The sequence below is a fragment of the Micromonospora sp. 4G55 genome (assembly GCF_016803375.1).
Genome location: NZ_JAEVHN010000309.1, coordinates 1 through 7066 on the forward strand (window position 1 = coordinate 1; position 7066 = coordinate 7066).

Sequence of the window (7066 nt, forward strand, 5' to 3'; positions counted from 1 at the left end):
TGATGGCGGCGTACGAGCCGGCGCTGCGCCGGGGCGCGCCGATGGCGACCCGCTTCATGGAGCAGCTCAGCCACGAGGAGGTGACCGCGGCGATCCGGCTGGTGGACGAGCTGCCCAAGCTCAAGGAGCACCTGACCGCCGACATCCTGCCGATCCTGGCCACCCTGGACCGGGTCGGCCCGGACCTGCACGACCTGCTCGACGTCACCCGCGACCTCAAGCTCGCCGTCGCCGGCATCCCCGGCCTCGGCATGCTGCGCCGCCGGGGCGAGCGCCTCACCGACGACCCGACCGACTGACCGGCCGGGGGCCGGCGCCGAGGCCGGGGGCCGGTCAGCAGTCGCAGCGGGCGGTGGCGCGCGGGGCGGTCAGGTCGTCGACCGGCCGGCGGGTCTCGCCGGTCGGGGTACGCACCGGCAGCCCCTCCCGCACCCAGTACTCGTAGCCGCCCAGCATCTCCTTGACCCGGTAGCCGAGGCGGGCGAACTCCAGCGCCGCGCGGGTGGCGCCGTTGCAACCCGGCCCCCAGCAGTAGGTGACCACCGCCGTGCCGGCCGGCACCAGCTCGCCGGCGCGAGTGGCGATCTCGGCCGTCGGCAGGTGCACCGCGCCGGGCAGGTGCCCTTGGTGCCAGGCGTCCGGCCCTCGCGAGTCGACCACCACCAGGCCGGGCACCCGGGCGGTCAGGTCGGCGTGCACGTCGCTGACGTCGGTTTCGAAGGTCAGCCGGGCGAGGAAGTGGGCGGCGGCGACGGCCGGGTCGGCCGGCGGCACCGAGAGCGTGTACGACATGCCTCCAATCCTCGGCCGGCCACCGCCACCGGCGGGAGTGGCGGGAACGACGTCCTCCGCTAACATCCCGCCATGATCCGTACGGTGGCCGTGCTGGCGTACCCGGGGATGTCGGTCTTCGAGACCGGCATCGTCACCGAGGTGTTCGGGCTGCCCCGCCCCGAGTTCGACGTCGACTGGTACGCGCTGACCGTCTGCGCGGAGCGCCCGGGCCCGGTACCGGTGGTCGGCGGCGCCGCGCTGCACACCCCGTACGGCCTCGGCGTGCTGGCCCGGGCCGGGACGGTGATCGTCCCCGGCGTGCCCGACGTGACCGCCGAGCCGTCACCGGAGCTGGTCACCGCGTTGCGCCGGGCGCACCGGGCCGGCGCGCGGATCATGTCGATCTGCTCCGGCGCGTTCGCGCTCGCCGGCGCCGGCCTGCTGGACGGCCGGCGGGCCACCACGCACTGGCGGTACGCCGACCTGTTGGCCCGGCGGTATCCCCGGGTCGAGGTCGACCCGGACGTGCTCTATCTGGACGACGGCGACGTGTTGACCAGCGCGGGCAGCGCCGCCGGCCTGGACCTCTGCGTGCACGTCGTCCGCCGGGACTTCGGCGCGGCGATCGCCAACGCGGTGGCCCGGCGGCTGGTGATCCCGCCGCACCGCGACGGCGGGCAGGCGCAGTTCATCGAGGCGCCGGTGCCGGCCGACCCGGGCGACGACCGGATCGCCCGCAGCATGGACTGGGCGCTGGCCCACCTCGCCGAGCCGCTGACGGTGCAGCGGCTGGCCCGGCAGGCGCACATGTCCTCCCGCACCTACCTGCGGCAGTTTGCCCGGGCCGCCGGGACCAGTCCGATCCGCTGGCTGATCGACCAGCGGGTGCGGGCCAGTCTGGTGCTGCTGGAGTCGACCGGGCTGTCGGTCGCCGAGGTGGCCCGGTCGGTCGGGTTCGACAGCGCGGTCACCTACCGGCACCACTTCGGCCGGGCGATGCGGACCTCGCCGTCGGCGTACCGCCGGGCCTTCCCCCGCGACGCCGCCTGACCTGGCGGGCACGCCCGACCTGGCGGGCGGGCGTGACCTGGCGTTCCGGGTCGGCCGGGGACGCGGGGTGGGTGGCGTCAGCCGGCCGGCGGGGCGTAGAGCGCGTCGATCTCGTCCCGCCGGGGCAGCGCCACCGAGGCGCCGAGCCGGCGTACGCAGGCCGCGCCGGCCGCCGCGGCCCAGCGCACCGCGTCCAGCACCTCCCGGCCCTCGCCCCAGGCCACCGCCAGCGCGGCGGTGAACGCGTCGCCCGCGGCGGTGGTGTCGACGACGTCCACCTCGACCGCCGGCACGTGCACGTCCGCGCCGTCCCGGTCGCCGTACCAGGCGCCCTCGCCGCCGAGGGTCAGCACCGCGCGGGGCACCAGTTCCAGTAGCGCTCGCGGCTCGTCCCGACCCCGGCCGGTGAGCGCCTGCGCCTCCGGTTCGTTGACCACGAGCAGGTCCACCGCGGCCAGCAGCTCGGCCGGCACCTGCCGGGCCGGCGCCGCGTTGAGGATGACCCGGGTGCCGGCCTGCCGGGCCGCCAGCGCCGCCGCGGTCACCGTCTCGACCGGGATCTCCAGCTGCGCGACCAGCACGTCCGCCTCGCGTACGGCGTCCAGCTCGCCGTCGGTGAGGCCGGTGAAGGCGGTGTTGGCGCCGGGGGTCACCAGGATGGCGTTCTCCCCGACGGCGTTGACCATGACCAGCGCCACCCCGGACGCGCCGTAGACCACCCGCAGCTGGCCGGTGTCCACCCCGGCGGCGGTGATCCGGGCGCGCAGGGTGACGCCGAAGGCGTCGGAGCCGATCGCGCCGAGGAAGGCGCAGGACGCGCCGGCCCGGACCGCGGCGATCGCCTGGTTGGCGCCCTTGCCGCCGGGCACCGTCACGAAGTCGCTGCCGAGCACGGTCTCCCCGGGCCGGGGCAGCGCCGGGCCGGTGCCGACGAGGTCCATGTTCGCGCTGCCCACCACGACGACCCGGGTCTGCCGCACCACGACCTCCTGCCGACCTGCACGTTGCGGCGAGTCTAGGACCAGCCGTCGGGCCGGGAGCCGGGTGCCCGGCTCAGGCGGCTCGGGCGGTGTACCGCTCGCCGCGCCGCTCGACCACCAGCGGCAGGCCGAAGGTCTTGGAGAGGTTGTCGCCGCTGAGCGTCTCGGCGAGCAGCCCCTGGGCGACCACCCCGCCCTCGCGCAGCAGCAGCGCGTGGGTGAAGCCCGGCGGGATCTCCTCGACGTGGTGGGTGACCAGGACGAGGGCGGGGGCGTCCGGGTCGTACGCCAGCTCGGCCAGCCGGGCCACCAGGTCCTCGCGCCCGCCCAGGTCGAGCCCGGCGGCCGGCTCGTCGAGGAGCAGCAGCTCGGGGTCGGTCATCAGGGCCCGGGCGATCTGCACCCGCTTGCGCTCGCCCTCGGACAGCGTCCCGTACGCCCGCTCCGCGAGATGCCCGACGCCCAGCTGCCCGAGCAGCACGCGGGCCCGGGACTCGTCGGTGCGGTCGTAGCTCTCCCGCCACCGGCCGACCACCGACCAGGCGGCGGTGACGACCACGTCGCTGACCCGCTCCTCGGCGGGTACCCGCTCGGCCAGCGCGGCGGTGGAGAGGCCGATCCGCATCCGCAGCTCGTTGACGTCGGTGCGGCCGATCCGCTCGCCGAGCACGTGCGCGGTGCCGCTGGTCGGGTGCAGCCGGCCGGCGGCCAGGTTGAGCAGGGTGGTCTTTCCCGCGCCGTTGGGGCCGAGGACGACCCACCGCTCGTCGAGTTCGACCCGCCAGTCCACGTCGTGCAGCAGCGCGGTGCCGGAGCGCTTGACGCCGACACCGTCGAGGCTGACCACCAGATCCGCGTCCACGGGTGCGGGGGCGGCGGGGGGCGCCGGCGGCGCCGGGGATCAGGTCACCAGTCACCGCTCCATCCAACCACGCAGCCCGCGCGGTGCCCCCCACGGGCGAGGCCTCCGGCCATAGGGTGAGGCGCCGTGTCGTTGGTCACCACAGCCGGAGGACGTGCCATGCCCGATCGAGGTCAGGAGCGGCGCCGATGAGCGCGGTCATCGAGATCGAGGGGCTGCGCAAGACGTTCCACACCGTGCGGCAGGGGCGGCGGGTCGCGGTCGACGGCTTCGACATGCTGGTGGAGGCCGGGCAGGTGCACGGCTTCCTCGGCCCGAACGGCTCCGGCAAGACCACCACCCTGCGTGCCCTGCTGGGCCTGGTGAGCGCCGACGGCGGCCGGATGAGTGTGCTCGGCGCCCCCGCGCCGGAACAGCTGGCCCGGGTGGCCGGCCGGGTCGGCGCGATCGTGGAGAGCCCGCAGTTCTTCGGCAACTTCACCGGTCACCGCACGCTGCGGCTGCTGGCGCTGGCCGGCGGGGTGCCGACCGGCCGGGTCGACGAGGTGCTGGACCAGGTCGGGCTGCGCGACCGGGGCCACGACCGGGTGAAGGGCTACTCGCTGGGCATGCGGCAGCGGCTGGCCGTGGCCTCCGCCCTGCTCAAGGATCCCGAGCTGCTGATCCTGGACGAGCCGGCGAACGGGCTGGACCCGGCGGGCATCCGCGAGATGCGGGACCTGATGCGGTCGCTGGCCGACGCGGGGGTGACGGTACTGGTCTCCAGCCACATCCTGGCCGAGATCCAGCTGATCTGCGACCACGTCACGATCATCTCCAGGGGTCGCCGGGTGGCGGCGGGTCGGGTCGAGGAGGTGCTGGCCGGCTACGACCAGCACGAGTGGCGGGTCCGGGTGGCGGAGCCAGGCCGGGCCGCCGACCTGCTGGGGGCGGCCGGCCTGTCGGTCACCGACCACGACGGGCTGCTGGTGGTCGCCGGCGCGGAGGATCCCGAGCTGATCGCCCGCACGCTGGGCGAGCAGGGGCTGTGGGTACGCGAGCTGACCCCGATCCGCCCCGACCTGGAGAGCGTCTTCCTGGAACTGACCGGCACCGCACCACATCCGACACTGCCGCGGCAGGTGGGCGAGGCCGCCCTGCCCGGGGAGGGACCTGACGCACCCATGATCGACCTCGACGTGACCGCCGGCCGGGGGGTGCAGGCGTGAACCTCGTCCGTGCCGAGGTGGAGCGGCTCGCCGCCCGCCGCTTCGTCCAGCTGATGGTGGTGCTGCTGGCCCTGGCCTTCGCCATCACCACGGCCACCACCCTGGTCGGGTCGCACCAACCGTCGGCGAGCGAGGTCGCCGCGGCGGAGGCGCAGCTCGCCCAGGTGATCCGCGGCATGGAGGCCGACCATGAGTACTGCCTGAAGGTCAAGGCGGGCGAGGTGCCGGTCGACGAGAACAGGTACCTGCCGGCGGACTGCAGCGAGGTGGACCCGGTGCTGCGGGACCAACTGCCGGTGGTCGCCGACTTCCTCAGCGGCGTCTTCGTCTTTGGCCAGCAGGCGGGTCCGCTGCTGTACTTCCTGATCGCCTTCCTGGTGCTGTTCGGTTTCCTGGTCGGGGCCTCCTACATCGGCGCCGACCTGAACTCCGGCGGGGTGGTGAACCTGCTGCTGTGGCGGCCACGCCGGCTCACCGTGCTCGGCGCGAAGCTGGGCACGCTGCTCGGGGTGGTGACGCTGCTGTCGGTGGTGGCGACGGTGGTCTACCTCGGCACGTTCTGGACGATCGCGCAGACGGCCGGGCTGCCGGGCCGGCTGGACGGGGCGTTCTGGCAGGACCTGGGCGGCCGCTACGGGCGCGGCCTGGTGCTGGTGCTGCTCGCCACCGCGCTGGGCTTCGGCATCGCCACGCTGGGCCGGCACACCTCGGCGGCGCTCGGCGCGGTGGCCGCGTACGCGGTGGTCTGGGAGCTGGGCGCGCGGCTGGTGTTCGAGATCCTCGACGTGGCCCGCCCGGACCAGCTGATGCTCTCCACCTACATCGGGGCCTGGCTCACCGGCCGGATGGAGCTCTACGACGACCACGTCTGCCGGAACTCGACGGGTTTCGGCTTCTGCGACGGCACGTACACGATCACCTGGGCCCCGGCGCTGCTGGTGCTGCTGGCCCTCGCCGGCGCGGTGACCGCCGCCGCGTTCGCGGTCTTCCGCCGACGCGACCTGATCTGACCGGTCGTCGGGCCGGGGCGCCCGGCAGCAGTCGGCCGCCACCGGCCCGGCCTCGGCAGGATCTTGCCGAGCCGGGCCGGTGGTGAAGAATTCCTTCACATGACGGGTGGCGTACGGCGACGGGCGTCAGCCGACCGTCGAGCCGAAGACCTCGTCCCGGACGGCGTCCAGCGCCGTGCGCAGCGCGCCGCGCAGGATCGGCTCCTCGGTCAGCCCGGTCGGCACCACCCGGGGCCGGACCAGCGTGATCGCGGCGACCTCCTGCTGCACCCGGTCGGCCAGCGCCGCCCCGCCGGCCTGCCCGACCTCGCCGGCGAGCACCACCAGCGGCGGGTCCAGCACCACGCAGGTGCTGGCCACGCCGAGGGCCAGCCGCCGGGCCAGCTCGTCGAGCATCGGGGCGCCGGCCAGCCTCTCCTTCACCCCGGTGCTCGCGCCCATGCCGCGCGGCATCCTCGCCACCGTCACCGCGGTGCCGACCGGCGACGCCGACCCGCGCGACGTGCTGGCCGCCGCGTACGCGGACGCGCCGTTCGTGCACGTCCTGCCCGAGGGCGCCTGGCCGCACACCGCCGCCACGGCCGGCTCGAACTCCTGCCACCTGCAGGCGGGCGTCGACGTCGACTCCGGCCGGGTGATCGTGGTCAGCGCGATCGACAACCTCGGCAAGGGCGCCGCCGGCCAGGCCGTGCAGTGCGCCAACCTCATGCTCGGCCTGCCCGAGACCACCGGCCTCCCCGTCTTCGGAGTCGCGCCATGACCGTCACCACCCCCCGGGGATTCCGGGCAGCGGGGGTCGCCGCCGGCCTCAAGACCAGCGGCGCCGCCGACCTCGCCCTCGTCGTCAACGACGGCCCCGACGCCGGGATCGCCGGTGTCTTCACCGCCAACCGGGTCAAGGCCGCGCCGGTGCTCTGGACCCAGCAGGTCGTCCGGGGCGGCGTGGTCCGCGCCGTGGTGCTCAACTCCGGCGGCGCCAACGCCTGCACCGGCCCGGCCGGCTTCCAGGACACCCACGCCACCGCCGAGCACACCGCCGCCGCGCTGACCTCGGTCAGCCCCCGGCTGATGCTCGCGCCGGCGAGGTCGCGGTCTGCTCCACCGGCCTGATCGGCGAGCGGCTGCCGATGCAGAAGCTGCTGCCCGGCGTGCGCAGCGCCATCCGGGGGCTCGGCCGCGACG

Annotated in this window: 5 protein-coding genes and 5 pseudogenes; 6 read left to right on the top strand and 4 right to left on the bottom strand. The window is 75.2% G+C overall.

Features of this window, described 5'->3' with window-relative positions; all coding sequences use genetic code 11:
• Positions 1–299: pseudogene (locus tag JNW89_RS22340) on the top strand (hypothetical protein); the annotation flags it as partial.
• A 34-nt stretch (positions 300–333) separates the two neighbouring features.
• Here JNW89_RS22340 and JNW89_RS22345 read toward each other — a convergent pair.
• Positions 334–792, bottom strand: coding sequence for a rhodanese-like domain-containing protein (locus tag JNW89_RS22345; protein ID WP_238450384.1), 459 nt, complete (start codon positions 790–792; stop codon positions 334–336).
• Between the two features lie 72 nt (positions 793–864).
• Between JNW89_RS22345 and ftrA the strand changes: the two genes are divergently transcribed.
• Positions 865–1824, top strand: coding sequence for a transcriptional regulator FtrA (gene ftrA / locus JNW89_RS22350; RefSeq protein WP_238450380.1), 960 nt, complete (start codon positions 865–867; stop codon positions 1822–1824).
• Positions 1825–1901: 77 nt separating this feature from the next.
• Here the strand turns inward: ftrA and JNW89_RS22355 are convergent, their stop codons facing one another.
• Together JNW89_RS22355 and JNW89_RS22360 are read right to left on the bottom strand one after the other, a co-directional pair.
• A complete protein-coding gene (locus JNW89_RS22355; RefSeq protein WP_238450381.1) occupies positions 1902–2804 on the bottom strand; it encodes a ribokinase in 903 nt (300 codons plus the stop codon).
• Between the two features lie 73 nt (positions 2805–2877).
• Positions 2878–3721: pseudogene (locus JNW89_RS22360) on the bottom strand (ABC transporter ATP-binding protein).
• Positions 3722–3854: 133 nt separating this feature from the next.
• Between JNW89_RS22360 and JNW89_RS22365 the strand changes: the two are divergent.
• Together JNW89_RS22365 and JNW89_RS22370 are read left to right on the top strand one after the other, a co-directional pair.
• The gene (locus tag JNW89_RS22365; protein ID WP_238450382.1) at positions 3855–4874 is read left to right on the top strand and encodes an ATP-binding cassette domain-containing protein; all 1020 of its coding nucleotides are present in this window, start codon (positions 3855–3857) and stop codon (positions 4872–4874) included.
• Positions 4871–5884 carry an ABC transporter permease subunit gene (locus JNW89_RS22370; RefSeq protein ID WP_238450383.1) on the top strand — a complete coding sequence of 338 codons (1014 nt, stop codon included), beginning with the start codon at positions 4871–4873 and terminating at the stop codon, positions 5882–5884. Before JNW89_RS22365 ends, JNW89_RS22370 begins: the two co-directional genes overlap by 4 nt.
• Before the next feature lie 126 nt (positions 5885–6010).
• On the opposite strand, the pseudogene JNW89_RS22375 reads toward JNW89_RS22370, so the two are convergent.
• Positions 6011–6289 (bottom strand): annotated as a pseudogene (locus JNW89_RS22375) (ROK family transcriptional regulator); the annotation flags it as partial.
• 4 nt (positions 6290–6293) lie between these two features.
• On the opposite strand from JNW89_RS22375, the pseudogene JNW89_RS22380 reads away from it, so the two are divergent.
• Positions 6294–6644: pseudogene (locus JNW89_RS22380) on the top strand (Asd/ArgC dimerization domain-containing protein); the annotation flags it as partial.
• Positions 6641–7066: pseudogene (locus tag JNW89_RS22385) on the top strand (bifunctional ornithine acetyltransferase/N-acetylglutamate synthase); the annotation flags it as partial. The pseudogenes JNW89_RS22380 and JNW89_RS22385, both read left to right, overlap by 4 nt.